The sequence below is a fragment of the Pseudomonas sp. TH37 genome, assembly GCF_016650735.1.
Classification (GTDB): Bacteria; Pseudomonadota; Gammaproteobacteria; order Pseudomonadales; family Pseudomonadaceae; genus Aquipseudomonas; species Aquipseudomonas farris.
The window spans coordinates 157,683-177,694 of record NZ_JAEKFD010000011.1 but is presented as its reverse complement, the minus strand read 5'-3'; the positions used below and the strand labels follow the sequence as shown (position 1 = coordinate 177,694).

The 20,012-nt window shown below is 56.3% G+C and carries 20 protein-coding genes and 1 pseudogene; 18 read left to right on the top strand and 3 right to left on the bottom strand.

Translation table 11 applies throughout. From position 1 onward, the window contains the following. Positions 1-226: 226 nt before the first annotated feature. From JFU11_RS24305 to JFU11_RS24240, 14 genes and pseudogenes are all read left to right on the top strand, one after another. The gene (locus JFU11_RS24305; RefSeq protein ID WP_201062322.1) at positions 227-2,749 is read left to right on the top strand and encodes a DotA/TraY family protein; all 2,523 of its coding nucleotides are present in this window, start codon (positions 227-229) and stop codon (positions 2,747-2,749) included. A 650-nt stretch (positions 2,750-3,399) separates the two neighbouring features. Next, positions 3,400-3,903 carry a spore coat U domain-containing protein gene (locus tag JFU11_RS24300; RefSeq protein WP_201062321.1) on the top strand — a complete coding sequence of 168 codons (504 nt, stop codon included), beginning with the start codon at positions 3,400-3,402 and terminating at the stop codon, positions 3,901-3,903. A 233-nt stretch (positions 3,904-4,136) separates the two neighbouring features. Then, a complete protein-coding gene (locus JFU11_RS24295) occupies positions 4,137-4,628 on the top strand; it encodes a spore coat U domain-containing protein (RefSeq protein WP_201121391.1) in 492 nt (163 codons plus the stop codon). Between the two features lie 110 nt (positions 4,629-4,738). After that, a pseudogene (locus tag JFU11_RS24290) lies at positions 4,739-5,271 on the top strand (spore coat protein U domain-containing protein). Between the two features lie 19 nt (positions 5,272-5,290). Then, the gene (locus JFU11_RS24285; protein ID WP_201062318.1) at positions 5,291-5,821 is read left to right on the top strand and encodes a spore coat U domain-containing protein; all 531 of its coding nucleotides are present in this window, start codon (positions 5,291-5,293) and stop codon (positions 5,819-5,821) included. Next, positions 5,821-6,318, top strand: a complete 498-nt coding sequence (locus JFU11_RS24280) for a spore coat U domain-containing protein (RefSeq protein WP_201062317.1) — start codon at positions 5,821-5,823, stop codon at positions 6,316-6,318. The genes JFU11_RS24285 and JFU11_RS24280 overlap by 1 nt, the downstream gene beginning before the upstream one ends. Before the next feature lie 44 nt (positions 6,319-6,362). Next, complete coding sequence (locus JFU11_RS24275) at positions 6,363-7,151, top strand: molecular chaperone (protein ID WP_201062316.1); 789 nt, start codon at positions 6,363-6,365, stop codon at positions 7,149-7,151. Between the two features lie 152 nt (positions 7,152-7,303). Continuing rightward, the gene (locus tag JFU11_RS24270; protein ID WP_201121390.1) at positions 7,304-9,661 is read left to right on the top strand and encodes a fimbria/pilus outer membrane usher protein; all 2,358 of its coding nucleotides are present in this window, start codon (positions 7,304-7,306) and stop codon (positions 9,659-9,661) included. Between the two features lie 75 nt (positions 9,662-9,736). Beyond that, positions 9,737-10,681, top strand: a complete 945-nt coding sequence (locus JFU11_RS24265) for a spore coat U domain-containing protein (protein WP_201121389.1) — start codon at positions 9,737-9,739, stop codon at positions 10,679-10,681. Positions 10,682-10,795: 114 nt separating this feature from the next. Further along, the gene (locus JFU11_RS24260; protein WP_201062313.1) at positions 10,796-11,623 is read left to right on the top strand and encodes a hypothetical protein; all 828 of its coding nucleotides are present in this window, start codon (positions 10,796-10,798) and stop codon (positions 11,621-11,623) included. 410 nt (positions 11,624-12,033) lie between these two features. Further along, entirely contained in the window at positions 12,034-12,750 is a 717-nt protein-coding gene (locus tag JFU11_RS24255; protein WP_201062312.1) for a class I SAM-dependent methyltransferase, read from the top strand. Between the two features lie 203 nt (positions 12,751-12,953). Then, positions 12,954-13,193, top strand: a complete 240-nt coding sequence (locus JFU11_RS24250) for a DUF1652 domain-containing protein (RefSeq protein WP_201062311.1) — start codon at positions 12,954-12,956, stop codon at positions 13,191-13,193. A 509-nt stretch (positions 13,194-13,702) separates the two neighbouring features. Continuing rightward, positions 13,703-13,963: a hypothetical protein gene (locus JFU11_RS24245; RefSeq protein ID WP_201062310.1), complete on the top strand. Its 261-nt coding sequence runs from the start codon at positions 13,703-13,705 to the stop codon at positions 13,961-13,963. A gap of 531 nt (positions 13,964-14,494) precedes the next feature. Then, entirely contained in the window at positions 14,495-15,115 is a 621-nt protein-coding gene (locus JFU11_RS24240; protein ID WP_201062309.1) for a tyrosine-type recombinase/integrase, read from the top strand. Between the two features lie 167 nt (positions 15,116-15,282). Here the strand turns inward: JFU11_RS24240 and JFU11_RS24235 are convergent, their stop codons facing one another. From JFU11_RS24235 to JFU11_RS24225, 3 genes are all read right to left on the bottom strand, one after another. Next, on the bottom strand, positions 15,283-15,663 hold the full coding sequence (locus JFU11_RS24235; RefSeq protein ID WP_201062308.1) for a hypothetical protein: 381 nt from the start codon (positions 15,661-15,663) through the stop codon (positions 15,283-15,285). A 196-nt stretch (positions 15,664-15,859) separates the two neighbouring features. Next, positions 15,860-16,075 carry a hypothetical protein gene (locus JFU11_RS24230; protein ID WP_053184852.1) on the bottom strand — a complete coding sequence of 72 codons (216 nt, stop codon included), beginning with the start codon at positions 16,073-16,075 and terminating at the stop codon, positions 15,860-15,862. Positions 16,076-16,337: 262 nt separating this feature from the next. Beyond that, positions 16,338-16,823 carry a helix-turn-helix domain-containing protein gene (locus tag JFU11_RS24225; RefSeq protein WP_201062307.1) on the bottom strand — a complete coding sequence of 162 codons (486 nt, stop codon included), beginning with the start codon at positions 16,821-16,823 and terminating at the stop codon, positions 16,338-16,340. 268 nt (positions 16,824-17,091) lie between these two features. Here JFU11_RS24225 and JFU11_RS24220 point away from each other — a divergent pair, with 268 nt between their 5' ends. The 4 genes from JFU11_RS24220 to JFU11_RS24205 are packed head-to-tail and all read left to right on the top strand — an operon-like array spanning position 17,092 to position 19,904. Further along, on the top strand, positions 17,092-18,075 hold the full coding sequence (locus tag JFU11_RS24220) for an MBL fold metallo-hydrolase (RefSeq protein WP_201062306.1): 984 nt from the start codon (positions 17,092-17,094) through the stop codon (positions 18,073-18,075). Positions 18,076-18,082: 7 nt separating this feature from the next. Beyond that, positions 18,083-18,976 carry an alpha/beta hydrolase gene (locus JFU11_RS24215; protein WP_201062305.1) on the top strand — a complete coding sequence of 298 codons (894 nt, stop codon included), beginning with the start codon at positions 18,083-18,085 and terminating at the stop codon, positions 18,974-18,976. Between the two features lie 48 nt (positions 18,977-19,024). Beyond that, positions 19,025-19,435, top strand: coding sequence for a hypothetical protein (locus JFU11_RS24210; RefSeq protein WP_201062304.1), 411 nt, complete (start codon positions 19,025-19,027; stop codon positions 19,433-19,435). A 55-nt stretch (positions 19,436-19,490) separates the two neighbouring features. Beyond that, on the top strand, positions 19,491-19,904 hold the full coding sequence (locus tag JFU11_RS24205) for a tautomerase family protein (protein WP_008006066.1): 414 nt from the start codon (positions 19,491-19,493) through the stop codon (positions 19,902-19,904). The last annotated feature ends 108 nt before the right edge of the window (positions 19,905-20,012 follow it).

Below are 20,012 nucleotides of genomic sequence, written 5' to 3'. Positions count from 1 at the left end.
TGCCCTGAGTCTAAGTTATGCCCAATTTTTAATAAACATTATTGTGATCGCTTTTTTTAGCGTCTATTCGCGTTGCTGAAAATATATTTAAACCAATAAAATCAGCTAGTTAATGAGGCGTTTTCCAAAAGTTATGGACTATAGTCCATGTGCGAATTTTTCCCGTATTTTAAAGGAGGTTTTTGACCTATAGACTTAATTGTAAATATCCCACGAGGCTCTACAAATGGCAGGCATGCCCTTTTCACCGTGCGGCACTACGGACGGCGCGAGCAGTTGCTCAGACGCAAGTGTTGGAGTGCTTCAAGCGGTCTTTGGGCCGGTCATTGACTCTTTGGCACAAGGCAGCGACCCGGAAACCGTTACTGCCAGCTCTAACGTGCTGGCCTCGATGTTCGTGCAATACAACTCGGGCCTGATGGTGCTGGCCTCCTTATTCGTTTCGTATATCGCCATTGTCGGCGTCGCCAACACGGCCAATGAAGGCGAAGCGATGGGCAAGGCATGGAGCACGCTTTGGACTCCCTTGCGTATCGTGTTTGGCGGTGGGGCCTTACTGCCCGCATCAAGCGGCTATTCATTTATCCAGATCATCGTGCTGACGATTGGACTTTGGGGCATTGGCTTTGCCAATGGCGTGTTTAAATCCGGTGTTGAAAACGGGATCGTCAACGGCTCTCTCAGCAGCGTAAGCAGCCAGCTTGGGTTTGGCAGCGGCGCGAAGCCTAACCCCAATTACCCGCTGTACGACATTCGCCAGTTCGGCCAAGCCTATTTGGCGTCGAGCTGGTGCGCCCGGTCACTGAATGCCATTTACGGCTCGCTTGACCAGCCTGCTGCTGTACACGCGCTTTCCACGCCTGACTACAAGGTGGATGACGGCATCGGCCGACAGGCTGCGACTTATCTCGTCAAGGATCGCAATGCGGTTACCAACCTTGGCGGTGGCACCCCAATTTGTGGGTCGATCAAGGTCTATAGCTTTAGCACTCCTGCGGAGTTGGTGACAACCTCGACCTCTACGGGTTCTATTTTCGACCCCGCTACGATCACCAGTAACAAAGCCGCGATGCAGGCGGTACGCCATGCTGCTCTTAACGCCAAGATAGTCGCCATGAACAAGGTGATGGCCGATATTGATGCATGGGTGAACACTTGGCCCAGCGACCTAACTCAGACTGGCTGGGACACCGTTAACAGTGACCGCTTTAACACCATTATCAATCAAGCCCAAAATACGCTTACTCAAAATCTAACGTCGCAAATGACGAACGATACGACGCTACAACAAATAATGGCGAAGTACGTCGATGACGTGACTAAAGACGGCTGGGCGATGGCTGGGGGTTTTTATCAGCGTCTCTCTGGTATTCGGCAAGAGATGGGGACTATGTTTGCGGAGCCTGTAGCTGTTGCAACGCAGCCAAACCTCAATATGTTGCCCAGAGACGCTGCGGGCCAGTTGGCATTGAGCAGCTATCAGACGGTTTATCAGGCGATTATTAGTAAGTCGCTTGATGGTTCAAGCTATAAGCAGCCCGTAACGCCCAATGCAGCAGACATTAAAGCGGCTTTAGCCCCGTCATCGCTGGATGATTTAAATATTGATACCTTAGGTAGTCGCGGCGACAGCATCATGAGCAACTTCATCGGCTGGGGCATGGAGCGAGTTACGGCCACGCTAATTGGTACGGACGGTGATGTTGATGCAATTGCCCGGATCAAGACGACTGGCGATGTTCTGGCACTCATGCAGGCGTCCGCTGTAGCAACAAATCGCATCGTGCATACCGCTCTATCAGGCGCTAAAGCGGTAGCTGCTGGGGTTGGTTCAGTATCGTTTTTCGGAACTAGTATTGATGCAACCCCGTTGGCTGATACATTGCTTGAATGGGTGATCTATAATTTCTTAACGCCACTCGTTGAAGTCGCTAGTTGGGTCGGAGTATTAGCATTTTACTTCGGTGTTTTTCTGCCATCCCTGCCTTATAGCATTTTCATTATTGCCGTGGTCGGATGGGTTCTTGGTGTTCTGCAATCAGTTGTGGCCGCGCCACTTTGGGCGCTGATGCACATGACGCCAGAGCGTTCGTTTGTCGGTTCGCAGACCCAAGGTTATTTAATGCTGTTGTCGTTGTTTGCTCGACCTGTACTGATTGTTTTCGGTTTGTTTGCAGCAATGGCTATAGCAAATCCGATCCTGTTGTATATCAGTAAAGCGTTTTGGGCGATGCACGCGGCCAACGTGACCAGTGCGGAATCTTTGGGCTGGTTTGTTGAGTTCTTCCAATGGCGCAACTGGCTCATCATGTACGGCCTGTTGTTGCTGCCTGTCATCTACATGATCTTTGGGCTTTCGCAGACTTTGCCGGATGTGGTCTTGAAATGGATCGGCGTTGGCATCGACTCTATGGGGTCTACGCAAGCCACGGGTGAGATGCGCTCTTACACAGAGAAATATGGCCCAAGTCGTTTGGGTGGTGGTGGTCAAAAAGTCGGGGCGGATAAGCCGGACGGTATACAGCGCGACGGCTCTACCGGGAATGCACCGAGTGGCCCGCGTGGTGGTGGCGGCGGCCCGAGCAGTGCGCCTATGTTGCTCAGCTCAGGCCAGCAGGGGGTTACTCCGTCCGGTGGGGCTGATGAAGGGCCTAGCGGATTCGGTGGAGGGTCGCCCTCCTTTGAAACTTCGTCGAAGCCTAATGGCCGAGATAGCAATGCTAACAATGACAAGCCGATAATTATTTAAGGGACTAGAACTATGTCTTATGACTTTAACGCTGAAACCACTGGCGTAGTTATTGGCCGCAGGCAGGGATATAAAAAAGGCTATGACGAAGGCTTTAAAGACAGTTGGGTAATGCATTGACTTGACCAGCCTTTTGCATTGCCACGGACCAGCCGACTCGTGGTGGATATCTTCAGCGAGTGCCGCTCTAGGGCTCACGGATCCTAAAGCTCAAGGACTGCAATCAACCCTTAGCTGCCCTTCGCAGAGGGCAGATAGGGGGCGATTGCTACCCGTCACCACAGGCAGCTTTTGGATCGCCAACAGTCGGTTGTGAATTAATCGATGAGCTGGGTGGGGCGTCTTCTCGGTGAGGGCTTATCTTGAGTCAAACCTGCGCAATTACTATAGCCAGCTTGATGACATTCCTTTGATTGGATATGGGCAGACCCCAGTCGGCCATGCCACTAAAACATCCGTGTGAGACTCACATGTGGACTACGCTTCGGACTCCAGGTTGGAAAGTTCAGATTCTTTCAGGGCACTGAAAAAACCTGACCACCCCCTAAGTACTACAGGGAGTTATGACCATGACGTTTTCGCATTGCACGCAGCCCTCCTCACAACCGTATTTGGACGGTAGCGATACTCTGGTAGGCAAGGAGACTCGTATGCGGCGCAACCGGGTCGTTCACACCGGTGTCGGTATCCTGGGGGCTTTCGCGCTCGGTCTGCTGTCCACTTCGGCCATTTCAGCCACCGATACCGCAACCTTCGCCGTCTCCGCGAGCATTGTGGCCGGTTGCGGGATCACGGCTTCTCCCTTGGCCTTCGGCGCCTATACAGGCGTGCAAACCGATGTCGAGACCAGCCTCTCGGTCAACTGCACCAACACGACGGCCTATAGCGTCGGCCTCGGTGCCGGGACGAGCGGCGGGACCGCGACAGCCCGGCAGATGCAGATGTCCGGTACTCCGGCTACCAAGCTGTTCTATGCGCTGTACTCGGACACCACGCGGTTGATCAATTGGGGCGACACAGGTGGCACTGGTCTCGCTACCGGAACCGGCAGTGGCTCTGCCCAAGTGATCCCGGTCTATGGCCGGATGGCGGCAGGGCAGCTTAGTCCGCCGGGCACGTACGCCGACACAATAACGGCCACCGTCACCTTTTGACCTCAAGGGCCGTGGTCAGACCCGCTTCTTCCCACCAGAAATATTACCGGTACCAAAACAATCACTGACACACACACGAAATGTGCCCCTTCGTCGCAAAGGTGCGGATTTGACAGGTTAAATGCCGCCTTGACTGGTTGTTTCCCCCTTGGATGCTAACCTCAGCTTGCAAATAACCCCTTAATGGGAATGGGTATTCGAATGGACTCGGGTTTTTGGCAATCATTAGCACGATGCTCAGTGCAACTGCGTTGGCGGCGCAGCTACAGATTGAGGTCCGGGTCAATGTGCAGCGCGGTTGCCAGTTGGTAGGTCGACAGCGCGAGGCGGATGGCGAGCAATTGGGAGTGCTCGGCTTCGGCACCATCGCCCGCCTGGACGATTCGGCCGGGCCATTGAGCGCGGCACTGGTGACCACACGCCTGTCACGCCTGGAATGCAATCCCGATACCCCTTACCAATTACAGGTCGATGGCGGCCTGCATGGCGGCATAGGCGAGGTCCGCTACCTGACGGGCAGCGCAGAGCACAGCAAACCCATTCCTTATTGTCTCTATCGAGACGCCGCGCGGCAGATTCCGCTGCCGGTGAACGCGTTATTGAGCGGACGGGTGCCGGATTCTGGCACGGTGGACTTGCCCCTGTACGCACGTATTGAACGGCTGGCCGAGATCCCCCATGTCAGCTGCTATTCCGACCTTTTGAAAGTGACCGTGAGCTGGTAGCAAGGCGTTGAGTGACACCTGCCCGATGGATTCGGGCAGCACAAGGAACGTCGTTCGCAAGCGGACGACCAATGTTTGAATCCTGATGGAACTAGGGTCGGTGCAAGACGATGAAGAGTTGGGTGGTGATGACCCTTGGCACAGTTCTACTACTGGCTGAGGAGACGCAAGCGGCGATCAGCGGGCAGATTGATGCGCGGCTGACAATCATCGCCAGCTGTGAAGTGACCAATGATGCCACCAATACCTCCGGCATCCCGGTCAGTGATTTCGGGCTGCTGGATTTCGGCTCGCAAGGTCCGACCTGGACCAACCCGATCAATGCCAACCTGAGTGATACCAGCAACGGCAAGCTGAAGGTTTCCTGCAACCCTTCGGTCACCGGTTTTACCGTGACCATCGATGGCGGCGCCCATGGCGACGGCACCACGCGGCGCCTGAGCAACGGCACCGAGACCGTCCCTTATCGATTGTTCTTCGGTGCTTCCGGTGACGGCAGCTACAGCATCGGTCAAAAACGCAATTTCGCTGTTACCAATGGAGGCCAGATACCAATCCCGGTATTTGGCTCGGTGGTCGCGAATACCCGCGCGGTCCCTGTGGGGGCTATACCGACACCCTGAAGGTCACGCTGGATTGGTAAACCTCAGAGGATGGACATCATGCAGATGCGTGTACCAAGGATTGGATTTTCAGCGCTCGTTCTGGCGCTGGTCAGCAATGCTCAGGCGGGTTCGAATACCGGCCTGATCACCTTCAGCATGACACTCAGCAGCAGTTGTCTGGTCAACGGTGCCGACGGGGCTACCGCGGTGAGCTTCGGCGCGCTGGACTTTGGCACCACCGGCAGTCTGTTCACCGTGAACGGGGAGGTGCTCGCTGGCGGGGGCGGCGCGCTGTCGATTCTCTGCTCCAGCGGCATCTCACCTGTCGTCACAATCGGTGCTGGCGCCCATGACGGTGAATCTGTCGGCGGCACCCGGGCGCTGGCCGATATCAGCGGCAACTTCGTGCCTTACGACCTGTATACCGACTCCGGTCGTACGCAGGTCCTGGCGATAAATGGGGAGATCGCGCTCGAAGGCAGTACCGGTGCGGCACGGACGGTGAACATCTATGGCAAGGCCGTGGGCAAGGCAGATTTGCCCGCAGGCACCTATTCGGACACCGTCGCTGTTGAGCTGACCTTCTAATGAGGTGGAGTTCTGCCGCGCTGACCCTGCTCTGCGCGGTCAGCATACCGTTGCCATTGCCAGCGGTGACCAGTGAGAGCTTTCAGGTCAGCGCGACAGTGGCGGCTGCGTGCCTGGTGGAGGATGGCGTTTCCAATTACGGCGATCTCAACTTCGGCACTCAATCGGCGCTGGCTACCAACAGGGTGCAGGTGCAATTAAGCGTCGGCATGCAGTTGCAATGTACACCGGGCGTGACCCTGAACATGAGCGTCGATGGCGGCCAGCACAACAGCAACGGGCGGCACCTGCAGCTCGAAAGCGGCAGTGCGCGGGTGGCCTATCAGCTGTTCAGTGACGCGGCTTTAAGTAACAGCCTGGGTATCGGTCAGAGCGTGACCGTGGTCTACAACGATGCGAACAACATCAGATTGCTTATTTACGGGCAAGTGCAGTTGCCGGGTGATCAGCCCGGGGGGATTTATAGCGACGTGCTGCAGGTGCAGCTGTCGTGGTAGCAAGTTGATTTGGATCAAGCCTGTAAGACATAAGGAGTAGGAATATGTGTTCACTTTCCCGCAGGTCACCGGCCGCGCGTTGCGCTGTGCTGGCGATGGTCTTGCTGGGCGCAGTCAAGGTCCAGGCAGCCAGTTCGGTGCTGATTTGGCCGATTGATCCGGTGCTCGAGGCTGATCAACAGGCCAGTGCGCTATGGCTGGAAAATCGCGGCAATGAAACGGCCAACCTGCAGATCCGGGTGTTTGCCTGGAGCCAGAGTGGTTTCAGCGATCAGTATCAGAATCAACGCGACGTCATCGGCAGCCCGCCGGTAGCGAAAATCGAACCCGGCCAGAAGCAACTCGTGCGTCTGACTCGTACCCGTGACATACCGGCGGGGCAGGAGTTGGCCTACCGCATCATCATCGATGAAATTCCCTCGGCCAGCCCCGTGACGACTGACGACGGCAAAACCGCTGCTGCCATTCGGTTCCAGATGCGTTATTCGGTGCCGTTGTTTGCTTATGGCGCCGGTCTGTGGAGCAAGGAAGACATGACCCGCAAGCGCGACCCCAAAGGTGCCGGCGTGCCTGATCTGAGCTGGCGCAAAGTGGCGGTCGATGGTCGTTCCTACATGGAGGTGCGCAATCAGGGCGCCGTGCATGCACGGCTGACCGAGGTTGCATTCAAGCAGGGCGGCCAGACACGGCCAGTGGTTGAAGGGTTGCTCGGCTATGTGTTGCCGGGGGCGATCATGCGTTGGCCGACACCGGAGTCGATTACCGCGGATCAGACATTGAAAATGCGGGTCAACGGTACGCCGCAGCCTCAGATTATTTCGCCGGGACGGTGAGTTTGAGACCGGTAAATCAAGAAAAGTGAGGTGTCGAATGTTAAGTCTGTGGCGAGGGGCAAGCCCTCTCGCAAAAAGTACGTCGACTGAGAGGCACTCAGGCATCCGCTAGTCATAGTAAGGAAATGTCCATTGACGGACGTAAAGCGGAGGTGAGCCGAGATCGGGCTCGCAGCATCAAGTGTCCGCTGTGGGCTGCGATTGGCCTGTGCTGTCTGGTATTCACCCACCACGGCCTGACGGCTGACCTGCCGCCAGCGCCCAGCGGCATGGAGGCGATTGCCGATGCACAGTTGTTTTTGGAACTGGTGGTCAACCAAATGAGCACCGGGCGCGTGGTTGCGGTGGAACAGCGTGGCGGACGCTTCTTTGTCCCGGTCGCGGTGTTGCGCGAAATCGATATGAAGTTGCCCCAAGAACTCAGCGGTGAGGTCGCGCTCGACAGCTTGCAAGGCCTGCATAGCGATTATGACCGCGAGGGTCAGCGGCTGTTGTTGAACGTCCCGCCGGGCTGGTTGCCGGAGCAGTTTTTCGGCAGTCGCGAGGTGTATCCGCGCACTCCGGCGTTGAGCAGTTTCGGCGCCTTGCTCAACTACGACCTGTACCTCAATGACACCGACGACAGTGGCACCTACCTCGCGGCATGGAACGAGGTGCGGCTATTCGACAGCTGGGGCACGCTGTCCAACACCGGGCAATACCGGCGCACTATTTCCGGCATCAGCAGCGGCACACTGAACAATGGTTATCGGCGGTACGACACCACGTGGCGTTACTCCGATGACGAGCGCCTGCTGACTTACGAGGCGGGCGATCTGGTCAGCGGTGCCTTGCCCTGGAGCAGTTCGGTGCGCCTGGGCGGTGTGCAAATGTCGCGCGATTTCGGCGTGCGCCCGGACCTGGTGACTTACCCTTTGCCGCAGTTCGCCGGGGAAGCGGCTGTACCGTCCTCGGTCGACCTGTTCATCAACGGCTACAAATCCAGCAGCGCCGAGCTGCAGCCTGGCCCCTACACCCTGACCAACATTCCGTTCATCAACGGTGCGGGCGAAGCGGTGGTGGTCACTACCGATGCCCTCGGCCGACAGGTCTCGACCACCGTGCCGTTCTATGTCACCAGCAACCTGCTGCAAAAAGGCCTGATGGATTTCTCGATAGCCGCCGGTACCCTGCGCCGTGACTTCGGGATTCGTGATTTCGGTTACGGTCCGGGTGTGACCTCCGGCAGCCTGCGTTACGGACTGAACGACAGTCTGACCCTCGAAAGCCATGCCGAGGCCTCGGACGCGCTGACCCTTGGCGGCGTTGGTGGCAACCTGCGCCTGAGCAATTTCGGTGTGCTCAACACGGCGGTCAGTCAAAGCCGGTTTGACGGCAATCGCGGACAGCAAGTCAGCCTCGGATATCAATACAGCAGCCAGCGCTACAGCGTTTCTTATCAGCGTCTGCAGCGCCGCGACCAGTATGCCGACCTGACTGTTGTCGACAGCCCCTATATCAGCCTCAGCCAGCGCAGCGAGCAGTTGACCCTGAGCGTGAATCTCAACGACTGGGGTAGCTTGGGTGCGGGCTATTTCGATGTGCGGGCGGCCGATGATTCGCGTACCCGGTTGCTTAACCTGACCTGGAGCAAGCCGCTGTGGCGCAATAGCAGTTTTTACTTGTCGGCCAATCGCGAGATCGGCGATAGCGACTGGGCGATGCAGGCGCAACTGGTCATCCCCTTCGATCTGCGCGGTAGCCTGAGTGTGAGTGGCGAGCGCAGCAAAACCGGCGAAAGCCGCCAGCGCGTCAATTACAGTCGCGCGGTACCCAGCGGAGGCGGTGTCGGTTTCAACCTCGGTTATGCCAACGGTGAAGGCCCGGATTTTCGTCAAGCCGACCTGACCTGGCGTCTGCAATCGGTGCAATTGCAGGCTGGGGTTTACGGCAGCAGTGATGCTGAAACGCGCTGGGTCGATGCCAGCGGTTCGCTGGTGTGGATGGACCACCAGGTGTTCCTCGCCAATCGTATCGACGATGCCTTTGTTGTGGTCAGCACCGGTGGATATGCCGATATTCCGGTACGTTACGAGAATCAATGGGTTGGGCAGACGGATAAAAATGGTCATCTGCTGGTGCCATGGAGCAGCGCCTACTACCGCGGCAAATATGAAATCGATCCACTGAACCTGCCGACCAATGTACAGAGTTCGAATGTCGAACAACGGATCTCGGTACGTCGTGGCAGTGGCTATCTGCTGGAGTTTCCCCTCAGCCGGATCATTGCTGCGAGCGTCGTGCTGGTGGATGCACAGCAGCACGAATTGCCCTTGGGCAGCAGCGTGCGACACGAACAGAGCGGCGGGTATGCGGTGGTCGGTTGGGACGGGCTGGTCTATCTGGAGAACCTGGAAGAACACAACAGTTTGCGTGTGACCCTGGCCGATGGTCGGACCTGCCAGGCGCAGTTCACGCTGGACATGCAGCAGAAACAGGTGCCGTTGATTGGGCCGCTGCCGTGTCAATGAAAGCGCCAAATAAATAGAACAGGGAGATGGTGCGTGCAATTTTCTGATGGATGGCCGGGTAAACTGATCGGGTTGATGGCGATTTTTCTGCCGTGTCAGGCTTATGCCTTGTGCGAGGTGGTCAGTACTTCACCGGCCGGTTTTGGTTCGATGAGTTCGATCGCGGTGCGTACCACTTCGCAACCCAGTTCCACCACCAATGCGGGGCTGAGTTGCACCGGATCCTTGCTGTCGTTGTTGGCGACCAACGACCATTTCTATGCCACGGTCACCTCCACTCAAACCGGTTTGCTCGGTCCGACTGGAGACGTCATTGGCTATACGCTGTATGCCAACAGCTCCACCAATTACCCGCTGACCCGAGGCGTGGCGTTCGACTTTGCGCGCAACGGCATTATCGATGCCTTGGGTCTGTTGGGGAGCGAGGTGCCAAAGACTGTGCCGATTTACTTGGGAACAACGATCGGCAGCAACGTCGCGGCCGGGATCTACAGCGAAACGTTGAGCATCGCCTGGGACTGGAATTACTGCTCCGGCATCGGCATTGGCAACATTTGCCTGGGGCGCGACATCAGCAGCGGCAACACCACCCTGACCGTCAATATGACGGTGGTCAACGATTGCACGATCACTGCGCCAAACATCAGTTTTGGCAGCGCCTCGATGATCAGTACGTTCGCCACCGTCACTGGCCAGACTATTAACCTGGCCTGCACCAAGGGCAGTGCCTACACGGTGGGGTTGGACGATGGTCAGCATGCTGTCGGCGTGGGTGGGCGCAGGCAAATGATCTCGGGCAGCAATTATCTGGCTTACGACATCTTCAAGAGCGCCGGAACTACCCGCTGGGGCAGCGTCAGCACGGCCCGCCGCACCAGTTCCGATGCAGAGGTCAACCCCGGCAATGGCCTGGGCACCGGCAGTCAGATCTTCAACTACAACGCCAAAATCTACACCGACCAGAGCACACCGCCACCGGGAACCTATCTGGACAGTGTGGTGCTGGATGTGGGGTTTTAGAAAGACTCTGAATACAGGGTTGCGACCGTTGTAATTGAGTGGACTCGCCCAAGCCGAGGCGTCTGTGCGCCGCGGTGGCATTCTTATAGAAGCCAACGACAGCAAGTCCGGAGCATGCGGAAACTTTTGCGAAAATCCAGCCGATGGGCGCGCTATGGTCTGGTCGCCGTTTTGCTGACAATCAACGGCTTCGCGGTGTGGTCTTCAATTACCACCGGGCGCCTGGGGCAGGAGGCGATCGCCTCGAGCGTTCTGTCCGACCACTACACGGCGGCTGCGACTGCGGCTGCTGCCGCTGCCGCCAAGTCGCTGGAGAGTAAATATCGGCTAGACCCCAGTCCGAAGATACGTCGTAGCTTCAAGACTGTCGTAGCGCAACTGATCATTGCACTCGAGCGTATTCACCGCTCCGGATCGCCTGCGGACCACCTTCTGGTCGAGGATGCTCGCACGGCACTGACCTCCTACCTGGAAAGCATCAATAAGATGTTCAATGGCGTCGATCGTGGAGATGACGCGCGGGTGCACCGGATCGACTACGAGGAGGCTGCCCCGCGATTCGAAACGATTGAAAGAGCCGTCCTGCAAGCCGCGGCCGATCAGCATGAGGAGCCTATCCGGTCGCCGGAGAAGCTGCGCACCCGGAAGGCCTTCAACGCCAATAGCACGCCCATCGTTTTTATCGCCGGGCTGCTTCTTACCGGCCTGTTCGCCCAAGTGTTGTGGCGTATGCGGGTCGAGCTCGACAGTCAACGCGAGGACGTCTTGCACGCATCGCTGCACGACAAGCTCACCGGGCTGGCCAACCGAACCCTGCTGTTGAGATCAGCGGACGATATGGAGCGCGAAGGCCTTATCACCAGCACCGAGTGGCGCAAGCTCGTTCAACAAGCAGGTACGTTGTTCGCGAGGACAGCCGAATGCATGAGGAAGGGGAAGTAGGAGGCGAAATTCGCATCTTGCCAATCAAAGTGGGCTCTGGCGACAGTCCGCTCCTGGCCGAGGCTGTGTAAAAACGTTTTTGACCAGCAGATGCGGACGAAAACAGTCCGGAAATCGTGTTCCTACGCAAATTGTAGGTCCATTGAATAAGCGAGCGCTGGCAGATTTTACATAGCAACGCAGACTTCAAAATGACGGATTCGTTTTTACACACTCTGGGCCGATTGCGGCCCGTTTGCGAAGGGCCGTCTTCAACCCAAAACCGACTGTCGTTACAAGGCGGAACCTGTCTGAGAGAGGCAAGATGGTTTGAGCTCTGCATTCCTTGTAGGAATGCAGTACATAAAATTAATGAATTTTTATTATTTCTGAGGTTGGCGTAGCTTGATTTGAGGACATGGAGAACCGCCTTGAAATCATCCCATCTCAACTCAGCTGAAAAATTTGATATCTCACGGGCCAATGAGTACGGTCGACAGAGCCGCATTGCACTAGCAGGATACGACGCCTGCCAAGACTTGGCGGCATGCATGCTGGCGGCGATCCTTGGCAATATGGGCTCGGCAAAAATACTTGTGGTGGGCGCTGGCGGTACGGCGCAGGAGATCATTGCTATGGCCAAGCTTGAGCCGGGTTGGCGCTTCACTGCCGTTGATCCGTCCGGGCCTATGCTGGAGGCAGCGAAGCAGCAGTTAGACGCAAACAACTTGCTCGGAAGAACAGCCATGCATCTTGGGCAAGTTGAAGACCTGGCGGCAGACGAGTCATACGACGCAGCCACCTTGATCGGTGTACTCCATCATCTCGATGGGGACGATGCCAAGCGAAACATATTACGATCCATTCGGGCTCATCTTAAGCCGGGGGCGCCGCTGATTGTCGCGGGGAATCAATATGCGTATGCCAGCCAGCCGTTACTCCTCGCAGCCTGGGGGCACCGGTGGCGACAGCATGGAGCCAGCCCGGAGGAAGTGAAGGTCAAGCTTGGGAAAATCCTTCAAGGCGCCGACCCTCCACATTCCGAGGCAGCGGTTCAAAAGCTGCTGGATGATGCAGGATTCGGGAGCGCAACCCGCTTCTTCAGCAGCCTTTTCTGGGGCGCCTGGTTGACGTGCAAAACGGCCTGAACATGGACGCGTAAGGCCGCTTTTGGCCGATTGTTGCCTGTCATGAAGGGCCGCAATCGACCGAGGCTGTGTAAAAACGTTTTTCAGCGCGATTGGAGCCCAGTGTTGGACTGAAAATCGCGTTTCTACGCAAAATCCAGATCGGCTGAACAGCCGATTATTAAACAGAAACTCAACCACCTTTGACTTTGAGGGCGTGAGTCATGATTTCCATCCTTGAGCTTCGCCACATCATTGAGTGCGGTTTTTTGCCTCTTACTTGCGTCTGCACCTCAAATCCAGATGGATCGCTCATGATAAAAGTGTTCAAGCCGTCATCTGGTCATGTCGAATTGTTAGTTACTGGGGTGAAGATCGAGAAATTAACGTCCAGTCGAGCCATCGCGGAGCTAATCAGCGAACTACACGGTGAAATGTTGGCTTTGAAAACGGAGTACGCATAAGGAATGGTCGTGCAGGGGCGTGGTAATGGCTGTCGATCTCACCGACGTATTGGTGCCCAGGACGCCTGCTTTTGCCAATTGCTGCCATAACCATAGGCTGATACCGACCCTTTGTGGAGGTTCGTGTTGGCTGGACAAAAAGCGGTTGGCGTACACATGACAACTGCTTCTTTGCAGCTGTAGCTACAAGGGAAGGAGTTCAGGCGTAGCGGCGATCAAGTCAGTGTGAACTATCCCCCTGCAACCGCACTCAACCGTCCGAGGAACATCGGTTCTTCAATGGCGGTGAGGTCCGCCAAAGGCAAAGACCATGGCATCTATCGACGACTTCAGAATCGAGTCACATAAACTCTTAATGGAGCTGGACGCCGCCACAATGGGAATGATGATGCTGGTGTCAGCTAGATGTGTTTCAGGCCCCGACTGGGACGCTGCGAGCAAGAGGCAGCGCGATGCCTACGAAAGCTGGGACGCGTTTATAAATTTTCCATTAGGGGCGGCCCCTAGCAATGCTCCGTTTGTCAGCTGAATTGTTGCTCTTCCTCTGGAGATTTTTATTGCGCCGGCGAGTAGCGTTTTTAAAGGAAGCCATTGAGGTCCATCGTGCTTACGAGCAGGCCACGGATACTTTGCGTCAGTTATTGAGAGAGAACAAAGCATGTAGCCCTGAGTGGGATGAGGTAATTGCACATCAGCAGCAGCTTTTGGCGGCCTGGTCGGCACTTCCGCTCAAATACGGCGACTTCGATTCTGAGGACAATCCGGGTTGAGCGCCGTGTCGGCACGCACCTTTAAATTGGTCGTTGGCGCTCGTGGGATATATCTTGTTGTCCGTGAAGATGTCAGCAAACGGTAGACCGCTTTTGGCCGATTTCTGCCTGTCCTAAGGAGCCCCTGACAGCCTTGGACGAACCCGGTTGACGATGGGGTGACCCGCTGGGTTGCAAACTCAGGGGGGTGGGGATTCGCTCGGCGTCGGCTTCAGCACTATCGCTCCGTCAATCACCTCAACAGTAAACACGTCGCCGATGCTCAATCCTAAGTCAGCGACTAGGTCCAGTGGCAAGTCAACGATAACGTCGCCGCTTCCATCCGCAGGATCTTGGCATTTCACTGTCCAACGTTGGGCTTTGTTCATGATGTCGTTCGAGCTGCGTTGTTGGGGGCGTTTCATTATGCTCGCGGTGTCTTACCCAATTGAAGCGTAATGCTGAGCAGTAATGTCCCTTATGGGTCGGTTAGCGACCACCACGCACCGTAACTGATCCACCCTTGCCCTCCCTCAACGTGGAGGACAAACCATGAAGATCATTGCTACATATAGTCATCAGCCTTGGAACAAGGGAAAGCTTGTCGGACAGAAAGCCCCGCTCCGAGTCAGAGATATCTGGGCCATTCGGGTAAGACTCCAGCTCGCGGAGAAAACACGGGATCTGGCTCTCTTCAACTTGGCCATCGACAGCAAGCTGCGTGCCTGTGACTTAACCAAGCTGCGAGTACGAGACATAGCCCATGGGGAACATGTGTCGTCACGGGCCATCGTGATGCAGCAGAAAACCCAGCACCCAGTGCAATTTGAAATCACAGAGCAAACCCGAACAGTTCTGGAGGCTTGGATGCATCAGGCCCGCCTCCGCAGCGAGGACTTCTTGTTTCCGACCCGGTTGCACGGCTCAGACCATCTATCCACCAGGCAATACGCTCGAATAGTCAAAGCGTGGGTGACAACCATTGGCCTTGACCCAACCATGTACGGTACTCACACGCTCCGGCGAACCAAGGCATCGCTGATCTATCGCAGGACGAAGAACCTGAGAGCTGTGCAACTCCTGCTTGGTCATACGAAGCTTGAAAGCACTGTCAGATACCTGGGTATCGAGGTCGATGATGCCCTAGAAATGGCTGAACAGACGGAGGTGTAATTCCTCTGCGATGGTCGCAACTGTCGCCAATAGCTGCCAGTGAGGTGAACCGGACTGACTAACCGAATTGTAAGTGCTCCATAAAACCCTCCTGCACATGAAGCGCCGATTCAAGGATGCTGAGCTCCCATTTCTCGCTCGGATCGACCGATCCGCCGGATGGTCTGTTAGTCGTTACGTGTCTGTTCAAGCCGCTTATCAAGCTCGCTTGCCGGCAAGTTCGGCGTCGAGTGAAGCGTCAGCCAGACGGCCCGCAGAATGTTGATCGCGGCCATGTTCAGGTGTTGTTCGGCGGCGTGCAGGGCCAGTTCGGCTGCCAGGCGCTTGTCGGCAGCACTGAGGTGCGCCGTTTTGTGGGTCATGTCCGCATCGACGTTGGCCAACAACCCCTGGAGTTCCTGCACCGCCTGATCCGATGCCAGACGCATGTCCGCCAGCAGGCGGCTGGCTTCGGCAGGCGTCATGGCCAAGGCGCGGACGCTGCGAAAAGTCAGGCGGGCGGGCAAGGTGGCCAAACTGAAACCCGTCGAAATTAACTTGCCAATCATGCGAATAACTCCTGTAAACGAGTGCTTCAGCAGCGTATCAGAGTAAATCGCAAAAAAATGTCTGCTCATCGCTTGCCAGAATCAACTCTCCGCCTCTTTTTGGCATCAAGCGTCTGATCGTCGTCAGAACCCTCGAACGATGCGCCCATTGGCACTTTGGAGTCGGATTCAGGCAGCCTTGGCAAAGGTGTTGCACCTAGCCGATGTCCAATTTCTTCAATCGAGCCAGGCCTTGTTTGATATGACCGGCGTTTTCACCCATGGTCCACAGTGCACCACGGACATTTCCGCCCACTTCCTGTGCCCCTTGCTCCTCAATCAGCAGGGTCAACTCCATAATGGCCGCCTCTAAGGCCTGCTGATTTTCGAACAGCCTTTCCAGTACATCCGACAGTGAATAATCGCTTGGCATGGTGTCGATTCCTTTCGAGAAAGCTCAAGCATAGCAGCGACAGTGCCCCCAATTGGAACCTGCAATAGGTTGATTGGAGTATGGTCAATTGAAAAAGGCTGTCACCGGCTACTTTCAACCCAAACCGGTCATTCGCGATAGGCAGAAAACGGCCAAATGCGGTCGTTCTGTTGGCGCTGTGCGATTTTGACCCTGGGTCAAAATCGCATCAGCGCCAACACTTTGCACCACATGGTGGATGTCATGACGCCAAAGATTGGTATTAAGTAGCGATTGCCTGCTCGTCGTCGGTCCGGAGCTCGCCCAATACTGAGCGCACCGGACGAGGTGCACCGAGATGCAGGTAACGTAGTTCATCCATCAAGGCACTCCAAAGCGAAGGGCCGCCCTTTTCCAGCACCTCCGCGCGCAAAGACGCTTCCTTGCTCGGATGCGTATGCCGAACACCCCAGGCAGCCATATGCGCGAGCAGAGGTACAAGCTGTATTGCCGCTTCCGTGAGGCTGTAAATTCCTTTCTGCTGGTGATTCGGATCCGGACATCGTGTCAGCAGGCCAGACGCAGCCAAGTGTTTCAGCCTACTCGCGAGGATGTTCGTGGCGATGCCTTCCTGGTTTTTCTCCAGCAGGATGCCATAACTGCGTCTGTTCTCGAACATAACATCGCGGATAACGATCAGGCTCCAGCGGTCGCCGATCTGCTCAAGCGTCAGGTTGATCGGGCAGCCCGATCGTCTTGTTTGTTGCACAGCTACTCTCCTTAAATTCCACTTGCATTGTGCAAGTTGCTCGAATATTATTCAACCACTTGCACATTGCAAGTACTATAGTAACTCAGGGGGATCAGCAAAAGAATCGAACCTCCGGGCTTTCATCACGGGTAACACCGGCAATTCGGTGCTGCGAATGGCCGGAAAGGCGGTAACAGCGACATGGCACGATGAGCTGGCGTTTTGCTAAAGATCATTACAGCTGTACGTACCTACATACCCACCACACATAATGGTTAGGAACACTATGAAATTCTCCACCATCACTTCGCGTACCCTGCTCGCGGTATCGTTAGCATTCGCGGGCACCTTCGCTGCTGTAGTACCGGCCCAAGCTGCAGCACCGATGCAGCACAAGCAGGTGCCGGGCTTCTATCGCACGATGATTGGCGACTATGAAGTCACTGCGCTCTATGACGGCGGCGGCAGTATCGACTCCAGCCTCCTACAAGGTGATCCCGCGCTCATTCAGTCCCTCTTGGCGCGCTCCTTCCAAAACGATCCCAAGCATGTTTCGGCAACCGTCCAAGGCTTCCTCGTCAACACTGGCTCCAAACTCGTTCTCATCGATACCGGTGCAGGCGGCCACTGGGGCCCTCCCACTTTGGGCAAGCTCGTGCAGAACTTGAAGGCCTCCGGCTACAAGCCGGAGCAGATCGACCTGGTTCTACTGACTCATCTTCACGCTGACCATGCTGGCGGTATTTACCAAAACGGGAAACGCGTCTTTCCGAACGCGACCGTGATGATGACGAAGGCCGACGCCGACTTCTGGCTGTCGAAGGAAATCATGGCCAAGGCCCCGGAAGAAGCAAAAATCTTCTTCAAAGTCGCACAGGATGGCGCCGCGCCTTACATCGCTGCAGGCAAATGGAAGCCGTACGAAGGCATGGCCGAAATCGTCCCCGGTATCGCACCGTATGCCATTCCCGGCCACACGCCCGGTCACACCGGCTACATGATTTCCTCAAAGGGTCAGTCGCTGCTGGTCTGGGGCGACGTAGCTCATGTTGGCGCCGTCCAAATGCCGCATCCGGAAATCAGCATCGCCTTCGACTCAGACAGCGCGTCGGCCATCAAAACGCGTGAAGACCTGCTGGTGAAACTCGCTGCGGACAAGACGATGATTGCCGCAGCCCACATGCCGTTCCCTGGACTGGGCCGTCTTCGCAAAGCCGACAACGGCGCGGGCTACGACTGGGTACCGGCGACTTTCCTCAACCTGGAGTGAACTGACCATGACTTACGATTCATCTTCCGTCCGTGAGCTTCGGGATGCGATGTTCGCCTTCGACTTTGCGCATCCCGTACGCACCATCGAGACGCTCCGCGTCGGCATGGAGGCAATTTCACAAGCGAACCCGCCGGCGGCCGACCTAACCGTCGAGACGATCCAACTCGGTGGCGTAGCCGCAGTGGCGATTACGGCTCCTGGCGCATCTAAGGACCGAGTCATCTACCATTTCCATGGTGGTGGCTGGGTGGCTGGCTCTCCTGCCTCGCATTTGGGCATGCTCGGAGAGCTGTCTCGAGCGGCAAAGTCCCAGGTCATCGTTCTGGACCACTCCAAGGCACCCGAGCACCCATTTCCGGCGTCCTACGACGAGTCCATCCGCGGCTACGAAGCAGTGCGTGCGCTTGGCAAGCCATTCGCCGTGACAGGTGACTCCAGTGGCGGTGGCATGGCTCTCAACGTTCTGGCCTATGCAGCCTCGAAAGGCCACAAGGACGCGCGAGCAGCGCTACTAATTAGCCCATGGGCAGACTTAACGCTGACGCTGCCCTCGTTAACGCAACTGGCTCACCGCGACCCAATGGTCAACGCGAGCGCGATGCGGGAGATGGTAGAGGCTTACGCTGGCAACCACGATTTGAAGGATCCGCGCATCTCACCCATGTTCGCCGACATGCACGGTTTTCCTCCGCTGCTCATACATGTCGGAAGCGACGAAGTACTTCTCGACGACGCGCTTGAAATTGACAGAAAGGTGCGCGCGGCCGGCGGCGAGTCACACCTTGAGGTCTGGCCGGAGATGCTGCACGTCTGGCACATTCAGACAGCTTCTTTACCTCAGGCCCACGACGCACTCCAGAGAGCCGGCGAGTTTCTCATCGGGCACCTCGCTGACTAGCACGCGCACGCACACTGCAAAACTGCAGACACTAGATAGGAGATTGTAATGACTACTGACGCCACCGCGCCGGGAACGGCATGGATGCAAATCGTCAAGAAGAAAGGAACGAGCGACTTCGCGGCGTCGTTCACTGCTGACGCCAGCCTTCAGACCTCAGCCCTAAGCAAGACCGTGATCGGCCCGACATCCATCGGTGCATTCTTTGCCGCGACGAGTACGATGTATGAAGACTTCGTGTTCACTGCGGAGACGGTTGACGGTGCGAAGACTTACCTTGAGTGGGATGCCATCCACGGTGGTAAGCCGATCGCCGGCACCACCATCATCACTCGGAATGAGTCTGGCCTCGTCCACAATATCAAGCTCTTTCAAAGCCCGTTCCCCGTCGTTCGTGAGTTCTCGGCTGGCCTGAAAGAGCGACTCGAAGAAACACTCGGTCAAGACTTCTTTAGCTAAGCCGGGCCAATTCGTCGCCGCGTATTAGCTGAACAACACAACTGAGGAAACACTCATGCCAATTTTTCACGCCCACATTCCAGCTCAAAAATTCTCTAGCGAAGAGAAACGCGCGCTGGCGGATGCCTTGAATCTCGCTCTTCATGAAGCCATGGATACTCCCAAGGATGACCGTTTCGTCATCATCAGTGAGCACAAGGACGATGAGCTTTTCATCCATCCGACTTTTCCTGACATGAAGAGATCTGACAAGCGCATGGTCGTAACGGTGACGATAGGCACGAGCAGGACAGTGGAGCAGAAACGCAAGCTCGCGGAGCTGGTCACCCGTTACGCGGTAGAAAAGGCGGGCGTCAGTCAGGACGATATCAGCCTGATCATGTATGCCGTTCCCTTGGAGAACATGAGCTTCGGCGGTGGCAAGCTGGTCTCTGACATTGACCTCTCCATGCCTTGGGTAAACAAGTAAGAAATACGAAAGCCGCCCCGTTCTTCAGAAACGGCGCAGCAGAATTGACTCGAAACGAATGTCTCGTTCGTTTCTCAGGCGTGGGGCTCATGTGGCTCCGATCCGACA